Origin of the sequence: Streptomyces sp. T12, from assembly GCF_028736035.1 — a bacterium.
In the GTDB taxonomy this organism is placed as follows: Bacteria; Actinomycetota; Actinomycetes; order Streptomycetales; family Streptomycetaceae; genus Streptomyces.
In genome coordinates this window covers 7,489,723-7,515,259 of the sequence record NZ_CP117866.1, presented here as the reverse complement: position 1 = coordinate 7,515,259, position 25,537 = coordinate 7,489,723, and the positions used below count along the sequence as shown (strand labels likewise).

Below are 25,537 nucleotides of genomic sequence, written 5' to 3'. Positions count from 1 at the left end.
TATTGAGGAGTCCCCCCGTGGCCATCTCGGTCTTCGACCTGTTCTCGGTCGGCATCGGCCCGTCCAGCTCCCACACGGTCGGCCCGATGCGCGCGGCACGCATCTTCGCCCGCCGCCTGCGCAACGAGGATCTGCTCGGCTCCGTCGCGTCGGTCCGCGCCGAGCTGTACGGCTCGCTCGGCGCGACCGGCCACGGCCATGGCACCCCCAAGGCGGTGCTGCTGGGCCTGGAGGGCGCCTCGCCGCGCACGGTGGACGTGGAGACGGCGGACGAGCGGGTCGAGGCGATCAAGTCGGGGGGCCGTCTGGCGCTTCTCGGCGACCACGAGGTCGCCTTCGACTTCGACAAGGACCTCGTGCTGCACCGCCGTAAGGCACTGCCGTACCACGCGAACGGCATGACGCTGTGGGCGTTCGACGCGTCCGGGGCGGAGCTGCTGTCGAAGACCTACTACTCGGTGGGCGGCGGCTTCGTCGTCGACGAGGACGCTGTCGGCGCGGACCGCATCAAGCTGGACGACACGGTCCTGAAGTACCCCTTCCGCACGGGCGACGAGCTGCTGCGCCTGACGCAGGAGACGGGCCTGTCGATCTCGTCGCTGATGCTGGAGAACGAGCGGGCCTGGCGCACCGAGGAGGAGATCCGCGAGGGCCTGCTGGAAATATGGCGGGTGATGCGGGAGTGCGTGTCGCGGGGGATGTCGCGGGAGGGCATCCTGCCGGGCGGCCTGAAGGTCCGTCGCCGGGCGGCGAACACGGCCCGCAAGCTGCGCTCCGAGGGCGACCCGAAGGCGCTCGCCATGGAGTGGATCACGCTCTACGCGATGGCCGTGAACGAGGAGAACGCGGCGGGCGGCCGGGTGGTGACCGCACCGACCAACGGGGCCGCGGGCATCATCCCCGCGGTGCTCCACTACTACATCAACTTCGTGCCGGGCGCCGACGAGGACGGCATCGTCCGCTTCCTCCTCGCGGCGGGCGCCATCGGCATGCTCTTCAAGGAGAACGCGTCCATCTCCGGCGCCGAGGTCGGCTGCCAGGGGGAGGTCGGCTCGGCCTGCTCGATGGCGGCGGGCGCCCTGGCGGAGGTGCTCGGCGGCTCCCCGGAGCAGGTCGAGAACGCCGCCGAGATCGGCATGGAGCACAACCTCGGCCTCACCTGCGACCCGGTCGGCGGCCTCGTCCAGATCCCCTGCATCGAGCGCAACGGCATGGCCGCGGTGAAGGCGGTCACGGCGGCGCGGATGGCGATGCGCGGGGACGGCTCGCACAAGGTGTCTCTGGACAAGGTCATCAAGACCATGAAGGACACGGGCGCCGACATGTCGGTGAAGTACAAGGAGACGGCGCGGGGCGGGCTGGCGGTCAACATCATCGAGTGCTGAGGGGATGGGCCCTGACCAGCGCGTTCGTGTCTTTCAGCGCTGTCGGGGCCTTTCCTGCTTACGCGGCGGAAAGTCCCTGGAAGCTCCCTGGGACAGGCCTGAAGTCCCTGAAAAGTCCCTGGGTAAGTGGTGGTGCTGAATCGCTCACCAGACGGCCGGCCGAGGCACGGCCGAGTCAGCCGCGCCTACACTCTCGGGGGCGTCCGTCGATCACAGCAAGGGCGGCACGTGCTGCGAAGTGCCGGCCCCGAGGGCACTCATCCTCTTACCCGGCGCCCAATGCCGTTCAGTTTGAATGCCGTTGCATTGGCCTCCGCGATGAACCTGGTCGCCTACTCCTCCCTGCGCACGCGCCGACATGCTCCCAGCACTTCGGGCACGCTTCGGTGAAGCAGACGCCCGTCAGAAGCGCTCTCAAGCCGACGTCCCGACCGAGAAATCCCCGTCGGACCGTAGAAAGCCGAGGTCAGAAGGGCTCTGACATCGTGACTCTTGATAGGCCCTGTTGGACTCGAACCCACAGCCAGTGAATTAACAGTCCTGGTGGGATCTTGCTGGGTGGTTCCGGACGCTGCTTCGGGGTCCGGAACCGCATGGTCAAGGCGCCTGCGGCGTGATGCGCGGTCTGTTCCGTCGCGGACGATGCCACACCGTCCGCTCACGCATCGCTCACGCAGAAGGAGCGCTCGGGGGTCGTCCTGAACCGATGTGCGCCGCAAAACAGGAAGAACAACCCTGTGCTTGGGCGGCATTCGACCAGTACGGGATCGGGAGTAAAGGTAGTGTCTCCTGGCTGCGAGGCTGTTCACGGGGAGTGTGGAGTGCGGGAACGCATAGGGATGGTGGCGCTCGTTGTTGCGAGCATCGTGCTGGCCGCCCTGTTGTCGCTGGCCGCTAACGCGGCTACTGCAAAGCAACATTGGCCGGGCCCGTTAGACAGTCTGCGTCAACAATCGTGGCCCTCGGTCGCCGTGTTGGTTGTGCTGTCTCTTGCCGTCACTGGCGCAATGACCTGGAAGCAGGGGCGCCCATCTGCTGGTCGCGACGACCCTCCACCCCCACAGCCGGCGGAGGTACCAGGTTGGTTCGTGGCTCGCTCAGAGACTCTCGACGCAGTAGCAGCGGTATGTCGTGGTGGTCGCGCAGTAGGAATCACCACGTCGCTGTGGGGCGCTGGCGGATTCGGTAAGACGGCTTTGGCTACCGCAGTATGCGCACATAAGCGAGTTCGACGGCGCTTTCGCTCCCGCATCTACACCGTCACCATCGGCCGGGATGTTCGCGGCCGAGCAGCCGTGGCGGCCAAGATCGCGGAAGTGACCCTGTTCATCACAGGTGACACCACCGAGTTCGACGATCCGAATCTGGCCGGCGACCACCTGGGCCGCCTACTCGATCAGCGGCCTCGTATCCTCCTGGTCCTCGATGATGTCTGGGAGGACGAGCAGTTAACCCCCTTCCTGCGTGGTGGTCGTCGCTGCGTTCGCTTGGTTACCACCCGCAATCCCAACCTGCTACCGCCCGGCGCCCGACCAATCAAGGTCGATGAGATGTCCCCTGACCAAGCCCGTGCAGTGTTGGCCTGGCAACTGCCGCCACTCCCTGCCGACATCATCGATGCGCTCTTGGAGACCACAGGCCGGTGGGCCCTCCTGCTGCACCTGACCAACCGGCTGATCGCCGAGCAGACGGCAACTGGCGCTGCCCCCGTAGCTGCCGCAACCCAGATCTTGCAGCAGTTGCGCGTGTTGGGGCCGGCTGCCGTGGACGAACCGGCAGGAGCCTGGGACCTGGACGACCCCCAGCGTCGCAGCCAAGCCGTCCAGGCATCGATCGAGGCAGCGATCACCCTACTGCCCCCAGACGGTGCGGCCCGTTTCGCCGAACTCGCCGTATTCGCTGAGGATGAGACCATCCCCCTCGTCCTGGTCGCACTCCTGTGGCGTGAGACAGGTGGACTCACTGAAGGGCAGTCACGCGCTCTGTGCCGCGCCATGGAACGCTTGTCGTTGCTGATGCTGAAACCTGATGAAGGCGGCCGCATCCGCCTGCACGACGTCATCCGTGACTACTTGCGTGGCCGTCTCGGCGAAGCTCCACTCACTGCCCTACATGCGCGTCTGGTGAGCGCAGTCGCTGCCACGCTGCCCGCAGCCGCGCCGCTGGCGCCGACTGCCCCCGATCCCGGACGCGCTTGGTGGCGCCTTCAAGAAGGCTACCTGCTCGACCACCTCATAGAGCACCTTCTCGCGGCGAACCTCACCGCCCAGGCGGAAGCCGTGGCAGGCGACCTACGCTGGGTCGAATGTCGACTGACTCAGCGTGGCCCCACCGCACCTTGGAGTGATCTCGCCCTCATCGACACTCCTCGGGCTCGTGCGGCAGCCCTCAGCCTCGCCCAGGCAGCCCACCTCCTCATGCCGACAGATCCCGCACGGGCGCTAGCCGGTGTCCTCTACAGTCGCCTCCAGCCCAACCAATACTGGGGCGATCAGGTCACCGCGCGTGAGCGTGATGCTTCCCAGCATCCGCTTCTGACGAATCGATGGATTCCACCCGATCACCCCGCCTCTGTCGTCCAACGCGCCTTCTCCGGCTACGGCAGGGCCTTCTGGTTGCTGACGGTCCTGCCAGATGGGGCGCGGATTGCCACCGGCAGTTACAACGGATCGGTGCGAATCTGGGACGCGGCGTCAAGAGCTCGTACAGCCACGCTCACCGGTCACAGCCAACAACTGCGGTCGGTAGCGGTCACACCTGACGGCGCGCGGCTCGCCACCGTCGGTGATGACCGCACAGCGCGAATCTGGGACTTGACGTCTGGAACCTGCATTGCGACGCTCGCCGGCCACACCAGGGCAGTGCACTCAGTAGCGATCACGGCGGATGGGGCGCGGCTTGCTACCGCCAGTCACGACGGGTCGGTGCGGATGTGGGACGTGGTGTCCCGGACTTGCACCGCTGTCATCACTGACTACACCGATCCGGTCCAGCTGATGGCGATCGCACCGGATGGCGCCTGGTTGGCGACTTCCAGCAGAGACCGCTCCTTGCGGATATGGGACTCGGCGTCAGGCTCACGCCTTGCCGGCCTGATAGGTCACACCAAGCGTCTGACGGCGGCAGTGGTGGCACCTGACGGATCCTGGCTCGCCACCGCATCCGAAGACTGCTCCGTGCAGCTCTGGGATCTGGCGTCCAGAAACTGCCGCGCCACACTGACCGGCCACACCGAGCGTGTAACGGCGATGGCTGTCACACCGGACGGAGCGTGGCTTGCCACTGTCAGCCGTGACCGCACAGTGCGGATCTGGGACGCCGTCAGGCACCACACCGTGGCTTTGGTGCGCGTCGAAGGGCCACTGACCGCGTGTTCATGGGGGCCGGACAGCCAAAGTCTCGCAGTGGTAGGCCGCTATGGGGTGTATCTGTTCGGACTGCTCGTTTGACACGCCGTCCGATGGGGACCGCCCGGAGAGAAGTCGTCAACAGGCTCCGCAGAACATGCGCGAGCATTTGGCACACGGTCTGGGGCCCCAGTTGACCGATCTGGAAATGGCGATCTCATCCCTTGCAAGACGTCAGTCCACGAGATCAGAGAGACGCGAGTCTCCTGCCACCGTTAGTTCATCCACGATGCGTTGCCATCGCTGGGCAGCTTCTCCCTTGACGACCGTGTGCACATCGCGCAGCCACTCAGGTAGCAGATTGGACCGCTTCGCGATCTCATCGCAGTTCCTCGCTGCCGACATCGACATCAAGATCGTGTCGGACACCCTCGGGCACAGCGACACCCGAATTACGCGGGACATCTATCAGAGCGTCCTCCCCCACGTCGGCGAGAACGCCGCCGAGGGCAAGAAGAAGGCCCAGCGGAAGAAGCCCAAGAGGTAGGGCCGAGCCCCCTCCGCTCACGCATCGCTCACGCAAGCCATCCCACGGTGCCCGGCCGCGCACCCCGCCATGCCCCGAGCAACAGAAAACCCCAGGTCAACGACTATCTGACCTGGGGTTTGATGAAGCCGCCTTCGGGATTCGAACCCGAGACCTGCGTATTACGAGGCCGACAGAGGCCATGCCGGGTTGTGCTTCGCCGTCGCACCAGATCCAGTTTTCCCAGATCAGAGCACATGTCGTGGTCCCGCTCATCGCAGCCCATGTTGCACCGTCCAAAGGCGTCCGCGCTCCCCTTGCGCTCCCCGCCGTCCCACGAAGCACTACGCGCGCATGGGCGACCCGCCCTCCTCGGCCCGAGGGCCCGGCTTGTCGGAATCACACCGACCACGTACGGGTCTCTTGAGGCAGGCGGAAACGGTCTCCAGAAGACATGCGCGCGCGTCTCATCGTCAGGGACGGCGAACTTGCCGACCATGACAGCCGGCACTTTGGAGCTCTTTCTCGTCCACTGTGGGCAGATCCTCCGCCGCCGCCCCCGACCGGGCGCCCCCGAACCTGCGCCAATCCACGTATCGCCTCTCACCGTGGCCGTTCTATTCCTGCTGTCCTTTCTCCCCTGACGGGTCCTCCCAGGACGGGTCCACGGGGACGTTCCAGCGTCTCAGCATCGCCAGGATCTCCGCCCGGGTCTTCGGCCAGGCGAACCTGAAGGCGCGGTCGAGCACTTCATCACTGTCCAAGAAAAATTCCACGAAAGTGAAGTAGGCCGTGTCCACCAGCCAACCCGTAGGGTCCTCCTCAAGCGCCTCAATGAACTCGAAACAACGCTTCAGAAAATCCTCCGCGTCCACGTCGATTTCCGGAGATTTCATCATGGGCTTGAACAGAGGGTAAACAAGAACTTCAGACAGGAGCGTCCCCGGATGAGTGTTTATCTGCTCCCAATGGGTCACCTGCGACACACTCAGATCGTGGCGCTCGGCCGCCTTTTCGAAATAGGGCTCCACTTCCGGAAGCAGTCGCATGAGCTGCGTGACCAATTGATCCGATGAGATTCCTTGCATGTCCATGCCCCTTCGTATAATGCTGCATAATACCGCGCCACCGTCCGGGAGAATTCTCCCGGACGGTGGCGTCTCTGGTGGGTGGTGCGGGTGGGGTCAGGCCATCGGGGTCACCACATAGCAGTCACCGAAGAACAGGCATCCCGCGCCCTGGCCGTCGGGGACCACGTCCAGCGGGTCCGTCAGGGATTCTGTGAGCTGCTTCGACGCTTCCTCGAATCCGTAGTTGTAGGCGTCCGCCGGGAACTGCGCGACGCCGGCAGCGCCACCCACCACTCCGAACGCCTTGGCGAAGCCCCGGCCCTTGATCTTCTCTCCCGAGGGCACGGCCCGCTGGGGCGCCTTCGGGTGGAGGTTCGCGGGGACGGCGAACTTCTGCCCGGTGACCTCGCTCATCGATTCCGCCGAGATGACGGTCTTGATGAGGTTGGACAGCGTCTTCGCAACCTGCGGTTTCGCCTTCACCCTCTTCGTCACCTCCCCGGCCACGTCGTCCGCGTTGAGGGCTGTCCATAGTTCCTTCGATTCATTGAGCGCGACCTTGCGGTCGGAGTCGGAGAGAATCCCCTTTCCGGTGTCCACCTTGGCCTTCCGGTCCTCCTCCAACAGGTCACGCAGACCGCCCAGTTTCGCGATGGCCTTCTCGATGTGCCAACTCGTTCCTTTACCTCCGAAGGCCTTGCCCTCGTTCATCTCCTCGATCAAGGCCGTGGCCGTCTTACCGTCGCCCACCACGTCCGAGTCCGCGACCCGCTCCCGGATGTAGAGCTCCTCGATGAGGTCTTTGAGGCGCTCGCTCTGCACCGCCGGCATATGGGCGCGCTTCTTGTCCATCCCCGGGTTCGGGTTCTTCTTGGGCTTCGAGGGCTTGCTGGGGACGATCCTTCCACCCACGCACTTGCCGGGGTTGTCCTGGCACCACGCCATCATGTCCGGGTCGTAGTTGCCCGTCGGGTCGCTGCGCCGCAGCGGGTTGTTGTGCCCGTAGGCATAGCCGTTCAGCTGCTGCGGGTCCGCCGGATCGACCACCGCGTCGGCGCTGAGGAAGCGGCCCGTCTCCGGGTCGTACTCCCGGGCTCCGAGATGGGTGAGACCGGTGGGGTCCTGCGTGCCGCCGACGAAGCCCTTGGTGCCCGGCCAGCTTCCGGCCTGCGGCACCGTGCCGCGTGCTCCGCCGAACGGCATGTTCCGGCGCTGCACCATGACCTGGGTCGTGGCGTCGATGGCGAGTTCGCCGGTGCCGTGGTGGTCGGCGACGACGAACGAGAGCGAGCCGTCGTCCTGACGTACGGCGCCGGCCCCGCCGAGGTCGTAGTACCGTCGCGCCGTCGTCTTCCCGGTGGCCTTCGTCCAGGTGATCTCCGTGGCGCCCAGGTACAGCGTCGAAACACCGCCGGGCCCGCGGCTGATCAGGCGCTTGCCGTCGGCGTCGTACAGGTACTGGGTGGTCGAGGAGCCCTCGGTCACCGAGGCGAGATTGCCCTCGGAGTCCCAGGCGAACGTCTGCTTCGCCCCGCCGCTCGGCGTACGGGACTCGGTGCCGCCGCCGGGCTCGTAGGTGTACGTGTCCTTGCCGGTGACGGCGCCCGTGGAGGAGACCGACGTCAGGGTGTTCGGCTGGTTCTTGCCGTTCTCGTCGTAGCGGTAGGTGCGGGTGATGTCACCGGCGGTCTTCCCGGTGGGGTCGTGCCGGGTGTCGGTGTCGCGGTTCCCGGCCGCTGTGTAGGTGTACGACTGCCAGTACGGTGCCGGTCCGCCGAGCGCGGTGGCGCCGGGGGCCTGCTCACAATCACCGGCCGGTGTCCACGCCTCGGTCAGCCGCTGGAGGTAGTCGTAGCGGAAGCACTGCCGGTCGGTGCCCTGGCGCGAGGCGTCAGTGACCGAGTTGACGTTGCCCGAGTCGTCGTAGTCGTAGGTGACCGCGCGGTCGACCCCGGCGATTCCTTCGCGTTCGGTGCGACTGGTGGACAGCAGCTGGGTGCCCGGCTCGTACGTGTTGTTGATCCAGACCCGCTTGCCGGCGTCGCCCAGCTCCAGCTCCTCCAGCTTGCCGGTGAGGCTGTAGCGCGCGTTGCCGACGTAGGTGCTGAGCCCTTCGGCCTTCACCACGCGCTGGAGCCCGTCGTAGGTCGGTGCGACCACCTCGGCGGGCAGGTTCCCCGCCGCCGGGTAGCTGGCGGACTTGACGGTCCCGTCGAGGTTGTAGGTGGTGTTGGTCTGATAGCTGACGCCCGCGGTGCCGCCGAGTCCGGGTTCCGAGGCCGGGATCGACACGGTCGTGCGCAGCGGTCGGTACAGGTTGTCGTACGCGTTGATCGTCTGCGTGTACTTCGCGCCGCTCGCTCCCCCGACATAGCGGGTGGAGCTGGCCAGGTACCCCTTGCGCACGGTGTCGAAGGTCCACGAGGCCAGCAGCGGGCCCGTGGCGGAGTTCTCCCGGGTCTCGGTGTGCCGGCCGAGCCGGTCGTAGACGAAGGCGATCGTCTTCTGCCGGCCCACGTCGGTCGCGGTGGTGACCCGGTCCGCGTCGTCGTACGTCGTCCTCGTGGTGCCCGAGTCGGGGTCGGTGGAGGTGAGCTGGCGTCCGAGCAGGTCGTAGGTGTAGGAGCGGACCGTCTTGTCCGGGCTGGTGACCTTCGTCAGGTGCCCGTTGCGGTCGTGCTCGTACAGCGTTCTGTCGAAGGCGCCGACGGGCGACGCCCCGTGGAACTCACGCAGTTCCTTAATCCGGCCCATCGCGTCGAGCACCGTCGCGGTCGGGGTGGTGCCGGTCGGCGGGTCGACGGTGACCAGGTCGGCGCTGTGGGTGCTCGTGGTGCGGGACAGCTCCACCCCCACGCCGTTGCCGCGGAGCGTCCGGGTGACGGTCTGGCGGCCCAGGCCGTCGTACTCGTTGACGACCTGGGTGTCCACGGCACCCTGTTCAGTCACGCCGAAGAGCTTGGCCTCCGGTGCTTTGGTGGCGTAGTACGGCGCGTACTTCCGCTCGACCAGGCCGCGTTCGTCGTAAAACGTGTCGTCGATCAGCCGACCGCCATCGGGGCCGGCGGACTGCGACTGCCGGGGCCGCAGCCAGCCGTCGTAGAGGATGTACGACGCCTGCTGACTGCCGTCGTTCATCAGCTTTTTGGCGACGACCGCGGCGATGGCGCCTTCCGAGATCCGGTAGTCGTACTCCAGGCTGGGCGTCGGGCTGGAGGCCTTCGGCCGGTTCGCGAGCCAGGCCTTGGTGAGCCGGCCGAGCGCGTCGAACTCCGCTTCGCTGCGCTTGCCGTTGGCGTCGATCGTGGCGGTGGGCAGCGAGCGGACGCCGTCGAACTCGGTCACGACGGACTGTGCGCTGGACGGGGTGCCGGCGACCAGTTCGGTGCCCTTCACGGTGAGGGTGCCGGGCTTGGTGGTGGTCGCCGGCGCGAAGACGGTCGTACTGCTGGCGCCCGACGAGTCGGAGGTGGACCGCACCCGCCCGTAGCTGTCGTAACCGGTGCTCTTCCAACGGTAGTTCGGCTTGGTGCCGGTGTAGCCGACCAACTCCTCCTGTTTGGTGAGCAGGCCCCGGGTCGGTGCGGCTCCGAACGCGAGGGAGTCGTAGGTGTTGATCCTGCGGGAGAGCAGGTGAGCGGGGTAAGTGACAGCCGTGCCGCACGCCACGTCGAGGACCTCGACCTGTTTGGGCAGGGCGCGCAGCCAGTTGGCGGCGCTGTCGGTGTACGAGGTGATCGTGCACTGCTCGTCGCCGGACGCGGCCTCACCGAGGTCGCTCTCCTCGATGACCCTTCCCGCATCGTCGAACGTCGTCGCGGTGGAGGTCTGCTGCCAGCTGCCGTCGTGCTTGCGGTCCCAGGTGCGGGTCGCGGCCGTGCCGGTCAGGTTCGCGGTGACGGTGCCCCAGTCCCGTACCCGCTTGGCGGTCTCCTTGCGCCACGGGGTGCTCACGGTCTTGCTCTCCACCGTGCCGCCCGGCGCGGTGTAGTTGATCGTCTTGAACTCGGTTCCCTGGAAGGCCTCGTGGTCGGTGAGGGTGCCGCCCTCGCCGTCGGCGACGGTCACCGACTTGGCGCCGCCCGCGGTGTTCTTGCGGTCACCGTCCATGCCCCGCAGGAACCAGTGCTCGGTCTGCGAGCGCATGCCGTCCCAGCCGCCGGACTGCACCTGGACCCGGCCGTAGCCGTTCCACTGCGACCAGGTCTTGTGCTTCTCCTTGGTCAGGCCGTCGTCGTCGGCGTAGTGCCAGGCGGCACCGTCGAGGTACGCGTACTTGGTGATCATGTCGTCGGCGCCGCCGGTGCGGTCGGTCGCGGTGACCTGTGTGACGACGTACTTGTTGAACCACTCCTGGACGGGGTCCGGTGCGCCGGCGGGCTGCCAGTACTGCGGAAAGCAGCGCGTGGTGTTCGTCGCCGGCGTGGGTAGCGCGTCGAAGTCGCACTCGGGGGCCGAGTAGGCGACGTCGATCGACCCGCCCGACTCGTCGGAGACGCCCGCGAGCCGGTACTTGATGAAGGGCGCGATGCCGTCACCGAGCCGGTCGAGGCGGTTGGGCGCCTGCTTGTAGCCGAAGGTCACCTTGGGCAGGGTGATCGAAGGGGTGGCGGACAGGCCGGTGTGCTGGATCGACTCCAGGAGCAGGGAACGGTCGATGTCCGCGTCGCCCCACGTCTGGGTGAACGCCCAAGCGTCGGCGTCCGCGTAGCCGCCCGCAGGCTGGAGGATCTGTGTGGTGATCTTGGAGAGCCGCTTGCGGGACCAGAAGGACGGGGCGAACCGGCCCTTGTCGCAGTCGGTGCCCGCCTTGCAGTTCAGGTAGTACGGCGTGTCCTCCCACCGGGTGGCGTTCTTCTCGATCTCCGCGGGGGCACAGGCGGCGGCCGTGGGCTGGATACACCGCTCGGTGTTGGTGAAGACGACCTTGCCGGCGGCCTTCGCGGTGAAGAGCGTGTTGCTGCGCTGGCCGTACTCGATGCGGTCGATGACACCGCCGCGCTCGTACGGGGTGTCGTCGGCGGCAACGCGGTTGCGGCCGTAGGAGTTGGTCTCCGGGCTGTACCAGTACGACATGGCGTTGTCGTTGAGGTCGACGACGTAGTCGAGGTTCCAGCGCCATGCCTGCTGGCACCAGGACGCGGCGAAGGTGGCCTGGTGGCAGGGCTCGTCGGCGTTGTTGCCGAAGACGGGCACGGTCCAGGTGGACTTCGTCTCGGGCTTGCCCGTGCTCCAGCCGGGAAGACGGTTGTAGCCGAAGAAGTACTGGAGGCCGTCGGTGGTCGTCACCTTCCAGTACTCGCCGTCGTCGTCGCCGTTCGCCCGCTCTTTGGCGTTGTTGAGCTTCTCGACGCGGGTGCCGTCGTCGTTGCGGATCCGCCAGGTGTTCTTGCCGGCCGGGATCAGCTCGCCCGCACGGCCGTTGAAGCTGATGGTGGCGTTGTCGTATCCCCAGCACTGGTCGCCGGGGGCGTCGTCCTTGCTCCAGTCACCGTCCTCACCGCACGGCTTGTAGCGCCGCTCGATGAAGCCGGTGTTCATGTCGAAGCCCGAACCGACCCAGGAGGACTGGTTGTTGCTGGTGGTGGTCTGGCCGTCCACGGCGCCCGAGGAGTAGCCGACGGACAGCTTGGGCAGCAGTCCGCCGGGCACGGTCGGCGCGGTCAGGGGATAGGACCAGGAGAAGTCGCCCGTCTGAAGACTGGTCTGCCATGCGGCGGACGACGACAGCGGGGTCGCGGTGTAGTCGCCGGCGCCCGCGGAGCCGCCGTCGGGGTCGGCCACGGCCGCGAGGACAACGGCGGAGGCAGCGGGACGCAGCGCGACGGAGTCGGCGGAGACCGTGCGCTTCTCGCTGTCGTTGCGGCCGGCCACCGGGGTGGTCGTACGGCAGCGGGGCAGCTTCGGCGTGGTCAGCGCGCAGGAGGGCAGGGTGACCAGGCGCAGCCGGGCGCCGTAGTCACCGCCGTACGCCTCGCCGAACGCGGAGTAGTCCAGGCTGACGCCGACGCGGCGGGCGCCGGAGGACGTGCTCGCGGGGTCGGTGGCGCTGACGGAGAGCAGAACTCCCTCGAGGCCGAGGCCGCGGGCGGTGTCCCGCGGCAGGAGCCGCACCTTGGCCTTGGTGGGGCCGGTTGCCGCTGGGTCGGCCAGCATCCGGACGGGCATGCCTGGTACGCGCAGGGGTGCGACGGCGGTGGACCGGGCCGGTGCGCTCGCCGCCTTCTTGCCGGCGGTACCCGGGGCGGCTGCGGCGGGCAGGGTGACCTGCGCGGCGCGGGCCTTCGGCCAGGTGGCGCGGGGAGCACGGCGGGGGCCTGAAGCCAGCCCGTCCGGCTTACGCGGCAGGGTTTTGAGCGCTTTGCCGGGGACGGGATGGTCGGCCTCGACGGGCGGTGCGTGCCTGGCATCGCCGGGCTTCGGAGCGGCCAGCGCGGGCTCGGCCTGGAACAGTGAGCCGGCCATGAGCGCGGCCGCCGCCAGGGCGGTGTACCGGTGGAAGCGGGCCGCGCGACGCGACCGTATGGGTCTGGACAACCCGATTGTTCCTTACGTTGATGGGTGGGGGGTTGGTTCTGGTCAGTCGTGGGACCCGTGGACCCGCGTGCTCGCGGGTCCACGGGTCCCACGGGGCCACGGAAACGCCTCGTCGGCCGCCCGAGTCCGGGGCTACGGTCCTGGGACCGTGTCCAGGGATTCGCCGTTGCCGAGCTTGGCGATCTGGGCGTCACTCGCCACGCCGGAGAACATCCACACGTCGTCGATCACACCCGGCCAGTACTCGCCGGGCGTCCCGTTCTCCTTGTTGCGTCCGAACTCGAGGTGCCTGGTCGCCTGGAACGGCAGGATGTTGGCCCGCCACGACATGGCGTCCAGTACCTGCTCCAAGTGGCCGTTGACGTACAACCGCGCCTCGTCGGCGAATGCGTCGTACACGACCGCAAGGTGGTCCCACTCGAAGTCCGACTGGAAACTCGAATGCCGCACCACGGGCCGGGACGCGCTCGCCGTGTCCGCGCTGGGCAGTTCCAGTTCGTAACCGCCCTGGTTCTGCGGGTCCGTGGGGTCCGGTGCGTACCGCACGGTGAAGGCGCTGTTGACGGCTCCTTCCGCCGACAGGACGGTGACCTTGTTCTGCGGGCGGGCCGCGGTGCTCACCCAAGCGGTCGCGGTGAAGCTCTCCTTGGTGTTCACCGGGACCGTCGCCGCGGCGGCGTAGTCGTCCAGCCCGTCCAGGACCAAACCGCCCGCGCCGACCCAGCCGGCGCCCGGCTGCACGGTCGCCTGGGCCCCCAGGACCGCCGGCCGCTTGCCAGCGCTGTCGTCGGGGCTGGAGGCCGGCGACCCCGCCGTGGTGGTGTCGAACTTCCAGCGCCCCTTCACCTGCGGGTGCTGCTTGAACAGATCACCGGCCTCGTCCTTGGAGACCACCCGGTCGTACAGGCGCACATCGTCGATCTGCCCCTTGAAGAACGAGTCGGGCCGTCCACCGTACGAGCCCGCGCCGACCTGCACCGGACCGGTGGCGTCCCAGGGGGCGGGTGTGAAGGGCACCGTGGACACGAGCCTGCCGTCCACGAAGAGCCGCAGCTCCTTCACCATGCTGTCGTAGACGCCGAGGAGATGATGCCAGCTGTCGCCGGGGTAGACCTGGTCGGCGGCGGGCTTGCCGAGGTTGGCCATGGCCCGGGTCGACTGGGCGCCCTCGGCGTCAGAGTTGTACCGGTTGAAGACCCAACGGCGGTACGAGCCCGAGTAGTAGAGCTCGAAACCGCTCTGCTCCGCGCCGGCCTGCGTCGCGATGATCTGCGCCGCGGTCGACTCCGTCTTGGGGAGTCTGGCCCAGGCCGACACCGAGAAGCTGCGCAGGGTGTTGAGCTGGGGCCCGGCGGTGCTCGCGTAAGCGTTGTTGGCGGAGCTGAAATCCAGGGCGCCGGCCACGTTCCCCGGGACGCCGAACGTACCGCCGCCGCCCTTGAGGACCAGCGGGTTCACCTGGCTGGCGCCCTTCGCCACCTGGGAGGTGGCCGCGTCGTCAAAGTTCCAGGCCGCCTTGGCCGGACGGCCGGTGGTCACGGGCTCATGGCGGGCCAGCCGACCGACGTCCTCCGCGCCCAGGGGGCGGTCGTAGACGGCGGTCTCGTCGATCGCGCCCTGCCACGGTTCGGCATGGGCGCCGTTGTACTTGGCACGGCCGAACTGGAGGTTGGCGGCGGCGTGCCAGGGGGTCGTGACCGCGGACGTGCCGGCCGCGACACCGTCGACGTACAGGGTGTACTGGCCGGCCGCCGCGTCACGGACGGCCGCGAGATGGGTCCACTTGCCGACCTCCGGCGTGGTCGGCGACAGCACCCGCTGGACGCCGAAGTCGGCACCGGCCGCGTCCTTGGTGGGCACGCGCAGCGCCCAGCGCCCGCTTCCCTTCTCGTAACCGAGGTAGAAGCCGGCCTGGAAGGTGCCGTCGACGCTGACCGCGGTGGCGGTGGCGGCGTCCGAGTCCAGGCGTACCCAGGTGGAGACGGTGAAATTGCCGTCATTGTCAAGCAGATGGGGAGCGGCGGCCGCGTAACCGTCAGTGGCACCCGCGCTGTTCAGGGTGAGGGCCGTGCCTCGGACGCCCGGTCCACCGAGTGCCGCGGTGCCGTCGAGGAGAGCGGGCCGGGTGCCGCCGCTGCCTGGGTCCTGCGTCGAGCCGGCCGGGGCGTCGAGAGTCCAGGCGGCGCGTTCGGGCTGGCCGGTGGCCACCCGGAACTGGTAACTGGCGATCGTACTGTCGTTGTTGTTGGCGTCCCAGGCCTGCACGTAGAGGGTGTTGAGCCCCGGCCGGGTCGGCATCACGTCGATCGTGACAGCCGCTCCCGGAGTCGCGGGCTTGCGCTCGTTGGCCGCGGTCGGGTCCGCGTTCAGGCCGAACCAGTACTTGGTCACGTCCTGCGCGGTCGAGTCGACGGTGAAGCGGCCGTACCGTCCGACCCCGTCCAGCCACGGGTCGAGCGGGTCGTCGGTGTGCGATGCGGGGTACTGCGGGGAGACCACGGTCGGTGCGGCCGGGTGCCTGGAGTCGTAGGTCAGGTTGCAGGCGGTCTGGGTGTCACCGGCGTAACTCCAGGGCCCCCACAGCTTGCCGTCCGAGGCGCGAACGCTCCACGCGGCCTTGACGTTCTGCGGGATGGTCGACGGGAGCTTGACCGTGAACGGCTGCCCGGAGGCCTTGGGGCCGATTCGGCCGGAGTTCCAGTGTTCCTTCCAGCCGTCGCCGGCGTCCCAGTCGACCTTGAACTCGGCGTACACCTGGTCCTTGTCCGGGTCCGACAGGACGGCCGTGGCCTTCGGGATGACGTTCACCGCCTTGGGCGTCGGCGTGCAGCTACCGCCGGGGCTCATGGTCAGCTGCGACTGCTTGGGCTGGTTCGGCGGGTTGTTGTACTCGACGCGCAGGAAGCCGTTGCCCGCGAAGCGCTTCCACTGGTTCTCGGCGTTCTCGTTCGGCGCCCTGAGCCCGAAGGTGAGCGAGCTCTGCTTGTTGGCGGCGGCCCAGACGACCGCGTCCTTGGCGTTGAACTCCAGGTCGCCGTCCGGGCAGGCGGCGGTCGCGCCCTTGGCCGCCGTCACGGTCGGCATCTGGTCGATCCAGTAGCCCGCGGCCTTCTGGTCGTTCCAGGACGTCGTCGAGGTGAGCGGCTTGGTGCGCCAGAACTCCACCGGCTGCTTGACGCAGTTGTACGCGAACGTCTCGCGGACGACGAACTCGGCGCTGGTGATGCTCTTCCCGGCGAAGCTGGTCACGGGAAGCTTGTAGAACAGGCGCTTGGCGTCGTTCGGCGCGCACCGGAGACCGGTGAAGTTCGGCGGGCAGAAGCCCAGGCCCGCGTCGGCGGCGCCGTCGAACTTGTAGAAGTCGGAGTCGGGGAAGGCGCGGGAGACCATCGCATAGGCGGAGGCACGCGGTGAGGACCAGGCCGGATCGATGAAGACCGGGTAGCGGGTGTCCTCGCCGGAGAGCAACTCCGGGTCGGGGATGAGAAGCAGGGAGTTCCCGGTCACGTGGGCGCGTACGTCGGCCCGCGCCGAGGCGTCGCCCGGGCCTTCGTACAACTCGGGGGAAGGAGTGGTACCCGAAGTGGCGTCCGAGGCAGCGGACTTGGCGGTGGTGTCGGAACCGGCGGACGTTGCGGACGACGCCTTCGCCAGGGTGCCCACGCCCGTGTTCGCAGCCGCACCGGTGTCGGCTTCACGGGAGTCCCACATCACCGGTTGTGCCGCCTCGAAGGCCACGCCTCCCGCCTGGGTGTCGACCGCCTCAAGTCCCCCCGCGCCGGTGGAACGGACGGTGAGTCCTTTGCCGGCCATGGGAATTCTCAGTTCGGAGAGCGCGGGGTTCGCCGCTGCCTCGGCGCTCTTGACAACGAGGACCTGAGAGAAGCCGTCGGGCTCCGCGGTCATCCGCAGGTCCACGTCCGGCAAGACCTCCGGATAGGTCACGGACGATCCGGAAAGCACCGGGTCGGGCAGTGCACCGGGCCACGACAGGGACAGCTCCCGGCCCGCCTTGACCATCCTGACCAGCGGGTCCCGGCTGCCGCCCGCCGAGAACACCACATCGGCGGCGGCGACGGGCGCGATGCCGACGCCGTCCAGCCGCCGAAGGCCGGTGTCGATGTCGACCCATTTGCCTGCCCGACGGGTGCGCACCGGTTCCAGATGCGTGATCTCGGTGAGGCTGCCACTCGGGTTGGCGAACACCTCGCGGCTCGCCCCGCGTTCGGAGACGACCTCCACCTGCTTCTTGTCCCGCTGAGCCTGCTCCCGTGCCCGGTCAATGTCGGGGGAAAGGGTGTCCGGCGCGGGGTCGTCCGCCATGGGGGACTGCGCCCGGGCCGCATCCGAGGTCTGCGCGACCGCGGTGGGCAGGGACGATCCTGGTAGCTGCCCCGTGAGCAACGCCCCAACCAGTAGGGAGATCGCGCCGACGGCAGCTCTCCCCCGAGTTCTTTCAGCCACGCCAGGCCTCTCATACAATCTTCATAATGTGAAGATCACTATCTGGCCACCCCTCCAACCTGTCAATGGGCTTTGTCCGGGGCCCCAACTCCCCAGGGCTGTTGCAAAGTCCTTTGATTTTGCGTGAGTGCTGGCCAGGAGGGGCCGAGTAGGTCCAGCGGTCGGCGGAAGCTGTCGTAGGACATCTCGCGGAGTCCGGCCGCGATGTTCGTGTGGCCGGTGGCTCGCAGGGTGTTGATGGCGAAGCTGCGGAGGGTGGCCATGCTGTCCAGGCCAAGCCCGGTGCGGACTGTGGAGGCGTCCTCAGCGAATGTGGTGTCGCGGACGAAGTGGAGCCGGTTCTCGACAATCCACCGTGAACGGACGATCTTCGCTATGTGCTCGGGGGAGGATTCGCGTCTGGTCAGGTCGGTGATGCCGTAGACCGTCTCGCGGCTGCGTCTGCCGGTCTTGCGCTGAATGCGGTGCCGGACGATCTTCCTGACCTGGACCGTGTGGGGAAAGTCGACGCCGAGGTCGGTGATGGGCAAGGCCGGCACGACTTGGGGCTCCAGGTGTCCGCGTGCGTCGGTGCGGTCGTAGAACTTCGCACTCGCCTTCTCCCAGGGCAGACGGGTGAGTTGGCGGTGCCCGTTCTTCTGGTTGCGCTTCACGGTGAAGGCGTAGTGCGCCTTCTTCGTCTCGACGAGGAACCGTGGGTGATCGCGCTGGCAGTGCAGGGCGTCCGCGGTGACCGTGATGCCGGTCAGGTCGCAGGGCGCCAGCAGCGATGACACCGTTGATGGTGCCGACCCGGATGTCCTGGAGGCTCGTTCTCGCGGTTGCGGTCGGTGCAGTTACTGGAGTAGATGCGGGTGATGCACGCGGCCTTCAGCCCGGCCACGGCCTGGGCGTCGCCGAGCTTGCCGCCGCCGGGGCTGCCGCCCCTGCCGCCGTTCACGAGCCTGGCCCAGGTGTTGGGACCGACGACACTGCCGAGCCCTTGACGCCCGACTTCGCCGTCATATGGAACGCCTCGTGGAGTTCCAGGACGCCTGGGGCAGCAAGCATCCGGCGATAGTGAAGCTGTCGTCCGGCGCCTGGGCGCCAACGCCCGCCCAACCTGATCTTCGGGCTGACCATCAGAGAGACTCGGAAGGCAAGGGTGCACGCCGGATTGTCTCTGCCCGCTCGAGAGGCACGGGTCCACTCTCCGGGGGGAGCGGTCTCCGGATCAGACCGATCCATGTACACCCCGAGGTTTCCGCCGGCCCTTCCCTTGCCGTATGAGCACAAAGCCGAAGTCGGCTCCCAGGAGGCCCTCCACGACCATCGCGTTGCCGCAATTCCGGATATTCCGGCGCCGTTGCCCGAACCGCCCTCGAACTACCCCTGCACTGATGCGCTCCCCATGCGCACCCTCACCCGCTCAAGGCTTATCGCGCCCCAGACCAAGGACCGAAGAATCAGCAGGTCAGACCCCTTTTCCTCGCAGCCTGAGCCCGCCTCGTCCCGCTCTCTTGAACTTCCGACCTACGCATTCGGATACGTAGGTCATCAAGCCTTCAAAACCAGCATTCCCATGGTCGAGAAAACTAAAAACCGCAGGCCAGAGGCCTGACCTGCGGTTTCTACTGGAGCCGCCTTCGGGATTCGAACCCGAGACCTACGCATTACGAGATCGATAGAGATCGTGATGGCGTGTGCCTCCTGGTCGCATCAGATCCTGTTTTTGCAGATCAGAGCGCCGATCACGGTCCCGCTGCTCGTATGCCGTGTTGCACTGTCCACAGGCGTCCGCGCTCCCCTTGCGCTCCCCGCCCCTGGCAATGCGATGAACCGGCCTGCGCAGTTCCTTGACAACACCATGGCGGCACGGCTTGTCGAGATCACACATACGAGACGATGGCCATCACTCGCAGGCTCCTCGCTCACACCTCTCACGCCGACGAGCACAGCGGCACACACAGCAACAACAGCAGCTCGACGAGAAGCCGCCCACTTCCGCCTCGGGTGTCGCAGCCGTCGGCTCCCCGATGCCTGTGCGCTCGGGTACGTCGATGTGGAGCAGCTTGAGCAAGTCTGCGGTAACGACCCGGTAGGCGTTGCCCAGACGCAGAACCGTGTACGGATACCGACCTCGCTTGGCGAGGTCGTACCCCGTTGTGCGGCTGAGAGACAGCGCACGGTTCGCCGTCTCCAGGTCCACGGCCGCAGGCAGCGCCGGCAGTTCCTCGCGCGTCAGTCCACGGGACACATCATCGCGCTTGGTGATCGCAGAGGATCTGTACCCCGCGAGGCAATGCGCCACCTGCCTCCGGGCAAGCCGCACCGGCGCAGAATCACCCCACCCAATAACAAGAGTTTTGTTAATGTGGCTCCATGGCCACCACTCCCGACCCCGCTCCCGGCGAAGGCCCCGTCCGCCCGGTCTCCGTCTCCCTCCACGAAGGCACCATCGCCGCCCTCAAGGCCCGCACCGGCAAGCGAGGCATGTCCGCCTACGTCGAAGCCCTCATCCAGCGCCAACTGGAACGGGACCGGTTGCGCGAGCTCATCGAGGACGCGGTGACCGAGCACGGACCGGTCGACCAGGCCGCCGTCGAGGCCAAGCGGGCCCTCCTGCGCGGCGACGCGGCCGGCTCGGCGGACGCCGCGTGAGCGGCACCCTCGTCCTGGACTGCGAAGGCCTGTCCAAACTCGTACGACGCACACCCGAACTCACCGAATGGCTCGCCGCCGCCGAGGCCGAGGACATCCGCGTCATCACCAGCTCCGTCACCCTCGTCGAAGCCCGCGACCCCAAGACCAACCAGGCCCGCTTCGAACACGCCGTCTCCCGCGTCAACATCGTCCCGCCCACCGAAGCCATCGCCCGCCACGCGAGCAAACTCCTCGCCGCAGCCGGCCTGCACGGCCACAAATACGCCCTCGACGCCATCGTCGCCGCCACCGCACTCGCCTCACCCACCCCCGTGACCGTCCTGACATCGGACCCCGAGGACCTCCTGATGCTGTGCGATCCCGGCATCCGCATCATCAAGATCTGACACCGCGCGAGCCGGGCCGACCGCGGCCTCCGGCTCGCTGCTGCTCAGCGCGGCTCGGTCTATCCCTTCACTCCGTACGCGGCCGCTTGAGCCGTATAGAGCTGGGCGTACCGGCCGCCTGACCCCAGGAGTTCGGTGTGGGTGCCCTGCTCAACCACTCGGCCTTCCTCCAGGACAACGATCAGGTCGGCCATATGGACGGTGGAGAAGCGATGGGAGACCAGGATGGTCACGGCGCCGCAGCGTGCGGCGGCGTCGCGGGCCTGCGTGGCGAACCGCTCGAACAGGTCGTGCTCCGCCTGTGGGTCGAGAGCGGACGTGGGTTCATCCAGCACCAGGAGCAGAGGATTGCGGCGCATCAGCCCTCGGGCCAGGGCGAGTTTCTGCCACTGTCCGTGAGACAGTTCGACCCCGTCGAAGACAGTGCCGAGTTGGGTATGGAGCCGCCCGGGGAGGGATTGGACGACGCTCTCGGCGCCAGAGCGGAGGACGGCGTTCGCAATGACGTCGAGGTCGTCGAGGTGAGGAAGGTCGCCGACCCCGACGTTCTCGCTCACCAGCAACTGGAACTTGGTGAAGTCCTGAAACGCTCCGGTGCACCGCGCTGCCCACGCATCCGGGGCGAGGTCGGCAAGGGGCATGCCGTCCACGCCGATGGAGCCCGCGTCAGGCCGGTACATGCCAGTCAGCAGTTTGACCAGAGTGGTCTTCCCGGCTCCGTTGATGCCGACGAGGCCCACCACGGAGCCCGCCGGAAGGTCGAGGTCGACGTCCGACAAGGCCCGTATGTCCGTACCCGGATAGCGGAAGGTGACGCGGCGCATGCTGATGCCGGACGTGAGGGATTCGGGAGCCGCTTCGGTCCCGGCGGGCTGGGCGTCCGCGTACTTCCTGAGCCACAAGTAGTGGCCGGTCACGTGACCTGCTTCGGCTACGACGCCGAGGGAGAAGAGAGCCGTCTCGATCTGCCGGCTGAGGGCACTGCCCAGAGTGACGAGCATGACGATGTCGCCGAGCCCAGCGGAGCCGGTCGTGTACAGGTGCGCCGTCAGCGCCACCGCACCGCTCAATGCCAGAGTGAATACCATCCAGCCGAGGCTCTCCCAGAAAGCACCGCGCAGCCGGGCACGGATGAGCCGGTCGGTCGTGTCGCCCCATAGTCGCCCCGCGCGCGCTGACAGGAGCGGACCACTACCCGCGATCCGCAGTTCCTTGGCCGACTCGGGGCGCAGGCAGAGCTCGTGGAGATTGCGTTCCAGCCGTTCGTACTCGGCGCAGTCGTCCCGCACCGTGCGAAAGTGCTTGCGCCCTCGGCCAGTGAGGATCAGGAGCGGGGCCGCGCACAAGGCCAGCAGGGGTAGAGCAGGGTGAATGGCAGCAAGCAACCACACGCTGAGTCCGAGACTGATCACCGACGAAGCGGCCTGGGCCACGCGCCAGACAGAGGCGGCCAGGGCCTGGGTACCGCGGCGAAGGTTGGTGACACGGTCGAGGAAGTCGGGTCGCTCAAGGTGTTCGAGCGTGGGGATGCGGGCAGCGAGGGTGAGGATCTCGTGGTCGAGTTCCCGGGCGACCCGCACGGTGAGGTCCTGGCGGACCTCACCCTGGATGTGCTGGAGGACGAAGGTCGCGCCGTGGGCGATCACACCGAGCGCCGCAGCGCCGAGCACGGCAGGCATCGCGTTGTGCCCGGCAGCATCGACGATCATCCGCTGGCTCGCCGCCGTGAGTGCAACGCCCCCTCCCAGCAGCAGGATCAGCAGCACGTTCAGCACAGTCACCGCCGGCGCCGCCCGGGTGGACAGCCGGAGCATATGGCGGAGCGTCCAGATCCGGGAGGCCCAGTCGGGGCCGGTGTTCGTCACGGTGCAGGGATTCCTTACTCGGCGTGCGGGCCGGTGTCGGCAGTGACCGTTTCGGGGTTCTGCTCCCCGGTGAACCGGGATGCCTGGAGCCGCCACAGACGGGCGTAGCTGCCATCCGGGAAGGCGAGCAGATCGTCGTGGCTGCCGGATTCGGTGATGCGGCCGTCGTTCAGAACCACGATGCGGTCGGCATTGCGGACGGTGGAGAGCCTGTGGGAGATGAGCACGACGGAGACACCACTCGAGCGGACGGTGGCGACCACCTTGTCGAAGAACTCTGTCTCCGCTTCGGCGTCCAGGTTGGCTGTGGGCTCGTCCAACACGATCAGATCGCGTCCGTGGGCGGTGGCATAGAGCACTCGGGCCAGGGCCAGACGTTGCCACTGCCCGCCTGAGAGGTCACGGCCGCCGCTTCCCGTACGCCACAGTTGTGTGTCGAGGCCCTCGGAAAGTGAGCGCAGCAGTCCGTCCGCTCCGGCGCGGTGCAGGGCGGCCAGCACCTCCTCGTCACCGCTCTGCGGAGGATGCTCTGGTGCGCTCAGGATGATGTTGTCGCGGACAGTGGCCGGGTAGTGCAGGAAGTCCTGGTAGATGACGCTCAGACGGCGGCGGAGAACGGCCGGGTCTAGGTCTCCGAGTGTCTGGTTGTCGACGGTGATCCGCCCGTGGGTGGGCCGGTACAGTCCTGCCAGGAGCTTGGTCAGGGTCGTCTTCCCGGCTCCGTTGACCCCGACGATTGCGAGCACCTGGCCCGGATGGATCGTCAGGTTCAGCTCGCGCAGCACTGGCTGGGCGGCGTGGGGGTAGCGGAAGGTCACCTGGTCGATTTGTATGAGCGGTGCATGTCGACCGTCGGTTTCCGGTGCCTCGATTCCCACGTTTGCCGGGGCTTCACCGAACCGCTCGTCCGGGTCGCCATAACGGGCGAAGAGTCGGTCGACTGCCTGAACAGCGCCCTTGCCGTACTCGATGTCGAAGCTTTCGAAGCCCATCAAGGTGATCTGGAAGATGCCAGTGGCGGCGGCCAGGCAGGAACCCAGTGCGCCGACGCTGATGTTTCCGTCGGCTGCCGCCAGGCCCGGAACCAGTAGGGCAGACGCCCCGCACGCCGCAGACAACGCCGTCGTCAGACCTTGTCGGCGCAGCAGGCTGCGGCGCAGCGCCCAGTACGGGGCGCGGAGTTCCCAGTGGGTGGATGCTCGGCGTATCACCAGCCAATCCGCGAGGCCAAACAGGCGGATCTCCTTGGCGGCCTCCAGCCCGGCGGCCAGTTCGTCGAGGTAGTCGACTCTGCGCTGACCGCCGGTCAGTCGGTCCCCGACCGTGACCAGGTGGGTCCACTGACGACGTTGCAAGGAGCGGCTGAGCAGCGAGGCCGCAAGCAGGAAGCCGGCGAGCCACGGAAAGTACAGGGCCAGTACCACCGCCGATGCAGTGGCGGAAAGGACTCGGCCAGTGAGCAGCAGGCTGCTACAGGCCGCGGTTCCGGCGGAGCGTACCCACCATCCCTCGCCGATCTCACTCGCGCGCAGGGCGTCGTCCTGGAACTCGGACTCCTCCAGGTGGCTGATGGTGGCCGGTGTCAGTGCCACCTGCCGGATCCGCTCGCGCAGGACGCCGTCGATCCTGCGGGTGGCGCCTGTGGTGACCAGTTCGCTCATGGGGCGGATCAACTGCTGGAGAAGCAACATCCCGCCAAGGCCGACGATCACCCAGGCTGCCCCGGTCAAGCCGTCGTCCTGGACGATACGGTCCAGCAGCTCTCCCGTCAGCAGCGCCATGGCCGGTCCGGTCAGCACGGTGACCGTGATCAGTGCCAGCAGCGCTGAGAGCGAGCCGAGGCCGATCAGCGGCAGCAGCCGCAGAAGGCGCACTCGTTCGGCGAACAGGGCGCGCAACTGCGCGGGGTGCAGAGCGCCTAAAGGGAACCTAGGATCGCGCGGGTCGAACGTCGTCATCAGGAATTCCTCTATCCGTTGGCCGACCAGAGTTCGGAGGCCGCGCCTGCGATGGCTTCGCGTACCGATTCCGTGCGTATGCAGGCCTGGTCCACGGACATCCGGATTATGAGGTCCGTTGCGTCGGAGCCGATGTGTAGGCCGAACCGTACGGCGCTGTCCTTTTGGGGATCCAGATCCGCGAACACCAGCTCCCGCCCCGCGGGATCCTCGGCGGGAGACGCCACGCCACTCAGGGACGACAGGTACTGGAAGTTCACGAAATTAGCCACCGGCCCGAACCAGTCGCATTCCCTGCCGCACATCTGCGAGATCAGCGCGAATACGTCGTCCTGGTCGTACAGGGAGAAACGGTGGCTCAGCAGGAGGGAGTGCCATGTCTGCCGGGCCAGTTGATCGAGAGGCGTCTGGACGTCCCGAATTCCGATGACTCCGTGCTGTGCGAGGGTGCCGATGTATCCGCGGGACCACGACAAAACACGGTTGGACAATGTGACACCCAGCGGGTACGCGGTTGCATCGGAGCAGGCCGCGAACGCCTTGCAGAAGGCCGCGACGCACAGGGCCGGAGCCGAGACGCGCAGGCGGTCGGCGATTCGTTCGACGTGCCGTCCCAGCCCAGGTGCGTGTGCCTGGACGACGGCGAATCGTTCGCCGTGCCAGGAGTGCGTGCTGTCGGCGCGGATCGGAAAGAGCCACTCGGGGTGGCGTTCGAGCACCGTTCGCCAGTGCCGAAGCGCCCGTGCGTTCTGTGATCGGCCCTCGGACGACTGCTCGAACCGGGCTCGTTGGAGGGGCTGGCAGGTAGCAGTCGAGGGTGTTCCGGCTTCCGTCAGTAGACCATGAAGATCGGATTGGAGTCTGTCGCACGCCTCGGCGTCCACGGTCAGGTGCGAGATCGCGGCGACGATCCACTGCGGTGTCCCTTGGAAGGTCAGAATCTGGAAACGGACCGGTGGTTCTTCATCCGGCCCGAAGCCGGCAACCACCGACTCCGAAGCTGCCCGCAGTGCTGCCTCCTGGGACCACTCGGCGGCGGCATCCGTCACCGGGCAGGACAAGAGGCCGTCTTGTCCTACGACCTGGACCAGCGCCCCTCTGTCGACTTCGAAACGGGTCCGCAGGGCTTCGTGCTGCTCAACGAGCGCGCGTAATGCGCCCACGACGTCCGCGACCGTACGGCCGACCGGAACGTGCCATGCGCGGCGCAAGGTAAATCGGGCCGGGTTGCCCCGGTTGTCGAGGAAGGACGCCCAGATATGGCGCTGCCCCCAGGTAGCGGGACCGCGTCCGCCACCGATTCCGGAGTAGTCGATCCGCAGTGTTCCCTGCCCGGAGTCCGCCATGATCCCTTCC

12 protein-coding genes and 1 pseudogene are annotated in these 25,537 nt (G+C 67.5%); 5 read left to right on the top strand and 8 right to left on the bottom strand.

Annotation, left to right across the window (positions count from 1 at the left end):
* Nucleotides 1-17 precede the first annotated feature (17 nt).
* The 3 genes from PBV52_RS33900 to PBV52_RS33890 all read left to right on the top strand — a co-directional run bounded on the left by PBV52_RS33900 (nucleotide 18) and on the right by PBV52_RS33890 (nucleotide 5,279).
* Nucleotides 18-1,385, top strand: coding sequence for an L-serine ammonia-lyase (locus tag PBV52_RS33900; RefSeq protein WP_274243543.1), 1,368 nt, complete (start codon nucleotides 18-20; stop codon nucleotides 1,383-1,385).
* Nucleotides 1,386-2,224: 839 nt separating this feature from the next.
* A complete protein-coding gene (locus PBV52_RS33895; RefSeq protein WP_306801497.1) occupies nucleotides 2,225-4,834 on the top strand; it encodes an NB-ARC domain-containing protein in 2,610 nt (869 codons plus the stop codon).
* Between the two features lie 259 nt (nucleotides 4,835-5,093).
* Complete coding sequence (locus tag PBV52_RS33890) at nucleotides 5,094-5,279, top strand: hypothetical protein (RefSeq protein WP_274243542.1); 186 nt, start codon at nucleotides 5,094-5,096, stop codon at nucleotides 5,277-5,279.
* Nucleotides 5,280-5,875: 596 nt separating this feature from the next.
* Here PBV52_RS33890 and PBV52_RS33885 read toward each other — a convergent pair.
* The 5 genes and pseudogenes from PBV52_RS33885 to PBV52_RS33865 form a co-directional block, all read right to left on the bottom strand.
* On the bottom strand, nucleotides 5,876-6,352 hold the full coding sequence (locus tag PBV52_RS33885; protein WP_274243541.1) for a hypothetical protein: 477 nt from the start codon (nucleotides 6,350-6,352) through the stop codon (nucleotides 5,876-5,878).
* 90 nt (nucleotides 6,353-6,442) lie between these two features.
* On the bottom strand, nucleotides 6,443-12,865 hold the full coding sequence (locus tag PBV52_RS33880; RefSeq protein ID WP_274243540.1) for an RHS repeat domain-containing protein: 6,423 nt from the start codon (nucleotides 12,863-12,865) through the stop codon (nucleotides 6,443-6,445).
* Nucleotides 12,866-12,997: 132 nt separating this feature from the next.
* Nucleotides 12,998-17,188 (bottom strand): LamG domain-containing protein, encoded by a 4,191-nt coding sequence (locus PBV52_RS33875; protein ID WP_274243539.1) that lies wholly within the window; start codon nucleotides 17,186-17,188, stop codon nucleotides 12,998-13,000.
* A gap of 203 nt (nucleotides 17,189-17,391) precedes the next feature.
* On the bottom strand, nucleotides 17,392-18,105 hold the full coding sequence (locus PBV52_RS33870; RefSeq protein ID WP_274243538.1) for an ISAs1 family transposase: 714 nt from the start codon (nucleotides 18,103-18,105) through the stop codon (nucleotides 17,392-17,394).
* Nucleotides 18,106-19,373: 1,268 nt separating this feature from the next.
* Nucleotides 19,374-19,583: pseudogene (locus PBV52_RS33865) on the bottom strand (hypothetical protein); the annotation flags it as partial.
* 107 nt (nucleotides 19,584-19,690) lie between these two features.
* Between PBV52_RS33865 and PBV52_RS33860 the strand changes: the two are divergent.
* Together PBV52_RS33860 and PBV52_RS33855 are read left to right on the top strand one after the other, a co-directional pair.
* Nucleotides 19,691-19,969: a hypothetical protein gene (locus tag PBV52_RS33860; protein WP_274243537.1), complete on the top strand. Its 279-nt coding sequence runs from the start codon at nucleotides 19,691-19,693 to the stop codon at nucleotides 19,967-19,969.
* Entirely contained in the window at nucleotides 19,966-20,358 is a 393-nt protein-coding gene (locus PBV52_RS33855) for a type II toxin-antitoxin system VapC family toxin (protein ID WP_274243536.1), read from the top strand. Before PBV52_RS33860 ends, PBV52_RS33855 begins: the two co-directional genes overlap by 4 nt.
* A gap of 59 nt (nucleotides 20,359-20,417) precedes the next feature.
* Here PBV52_RS33855 and PBV52_RS33850 read toward each other — a convergent pair whose 3' ends face one another.
* The 3 genes from PBV52_RS33850 to PBV52_RS33840 are packed head-to-tail and all read right to left on the bottom strand — an operon-like array spanning nucleotide 20,418 to nucleotide 25,527.
* Complete coding sequence (locus PBV52_RS33850) at nucleotides 20,418-22,223, bottom strand: ABC transporter ATP-binding protein (protein WP_274243535.1); 1,806 nt, start codon at nucleotides 22,221-22,223, stop codon at nucleotides 20,418-20,420.
* Nucleotides 22,224-22,237: 14 nt separating this feature from the next.
* The gene (locus PBV52_RS33845) at nucleotides 22,238-24,181 is read right to left on the bottom strand and encodes an ABC transporter ATP-binding protein (protein WP_274243534.1); all 1,944 of its coding nucleotides are present in this window, start codon (nucleotides 24,179-24,181) and stop codon (nucleotides 22,238-22,240) included.
* Between the two features lie 11 nt (nucleotides 24,182-24,192).
* Nucleotides 24,193-25,527, bottom strand: a complete 1,335-nt coding sequence (locus PBV52_RS33840; RefSeq protein ID WP_274243533.1) for a condensation domain-containing protein — start codon at nucleotides 25,525-25,527, stop codon at nucleotides 24,193-24,195.
* Nucleotides 25,528-25,537: the final 10 nt, after the last annotated feature.